This window comes from Xanthomonas populi (assembly GCF_002940065.1).
Taxonomy (GTDB): domain Bacteria; phylum Pseudomonadota; class Gammaproteobacteria; order Xanthomonadales; family Xanthomonadaceae; genus Xanthomonas; species Xanthomonas populi.
This window is the reverse complement of sequence record NZ_MDEJ01000264.1, coordinates 1-1,461: the sequence shown is the minus strand read 5'-3', so window position 1 is coordinate 1,461 and position 1,461 is coordinate 1. Positions and strand designations below refer to the sequence as shown.

The window sequence follows — 1,461 nt, the reverse complement described above, 5'->3', positions numbered from 1 at the left end:
TCAGATCGCTGATTTTTTGAAGGTATGGTCATCATCCAGTGCGTGTCACCACGGCTACGAATTGGTTGTTCGAGGTGCCCAGAAGTCTTCCATACGGCGGACATCTGGCCCAGCACACCAGCCTTGCCCAATAGTTCATGCGCGCGTATACATGGCACCGCTGGCGATGGGTGCTTGAAAGCGATGTTCCAGGGACGACCAATCAAGTTAACCTCTTAAAGGTTGCATGGACACTCTCCCGCAGCGGCATCGCCGTGTCTTTGATAAACGGTTCCAGCAGCAAGTCCTCCGCCCTGGCGCGACTATTCGTATCCAGGCTAATCATGCGGTTGAGAAAGCGGATGACCTGTTCCTTGCTTTCGTACGGCAGCGCTTTCAACGCATCCATGAACGGAAATTTTTCCTCCGACGTCGCACTGACAATTCCGATATAGCCCATGTGGTAATTGGGGCGTTTCAGAAAATGCACGAGGAGTTTGGCCACGCTGTAGACATCCCGTCCATGAATCGCTAGTGAAGTCATATCGATATAGCCCGGCGTGCCGATACGAGCGGGCTCTCCCTCTTCTCCACCCAGCCCCATATCGATCAGCCGGAACATTTTCCGGTGTTCGTCGTACATGACGTTGTTGTGCGAAATGTCCTGGTGCACGATCCCCATGTCTTCACAGCATGATACAGCGATCAGAGCATCGATAATCAGTTGCCGCCCCATGGCGAGATACTCCGACGCAGTGATCGTTCCTTGCTCCAATGCCGGGCGTGCGCAAGCAATCAGGTGGCCGACAGTGACGCCGTGAATATTTTCCAGCAGGATTCCGAATACGTTGTCGATCTGCGCCAAACCATACGCGCGCATGACGCGAGAGCCCGCATCCAGCGACACCGTCATCTGATATTCCTTGTATATCCTGGCCTTTTCCAACGAGACCAGCTCCTCGAGATTGGAGGTATCATCCTGGTATTGCGCGGTGTACAAGTCGCTCGGAATCGGGTTTTGAGAGTTTGGGCACAACATTGCCTTGAAGACGAAGTTGCGCCCGTAATTTTTTCCCGCACGCCAGAAATCTTCGGCCAGCCGGACAGAATAGGTCGCCCCGGAAGCGCCGTTGCCGATCGGCTGCATGCCCTGAAGTGTGGGAGCATCGCTGCCGTGCGCTGCCTCCAAGTGCACAGGGAGGAAGCCATTCTCGATTTCCATCGCACCAGGTTTCAATGACGACAGTCTCTTGATCACTTCTGGCCGCTGAGACTTGGCGGCGAGCGACTTGACTGTGCGCGGACTGAGCACGACGTCCTGTTGAACGTAACGCATGTCCCGTGTTCGCTGTCTTTCGTTTCGCAAGATGTCCGAAGCGCGCGATTCATCCGGCGCCGGATGTTGAGGGCACCTCGAACAACCAAGTCGTAGCCGTGGTGACACGCACTGGATGATGACCATACCTTCAAAAAATCAGCGAT

At 54.8% G+C, this 1,461-nt stretch carries 1 protein-coding gene; it reads right to left on the bottom strand.

Annotated features, from left to right (window positions below; genetic code table 11):
* Window positions 1-202: 202 nt before the first annotated feature.
* On the bottom strand, window positions 203-1,441 hold the full coding sequence (gene xopAU / locus XpopCFBP1817_RS20655; RefSeq protein ID WP_128418476.1) for a serine/threonine protein kinase: 1,239 nt from the start codon (window positions 1,439-1,441) through the stop codon (window positions 203-205).
* Window positions 1,442-1,461 lie beyond the last annotated feature (20 nt).

What these genes read in the sequence shown, in the direction of transcription:
- xopAU (WP_128418476.1), bottom strand. Translation starts at nt 1,441, where the DNA reads ATGGTCATCATCCAGTGCGTGTCACCACGGCTACGACTTGGTTGTTCG.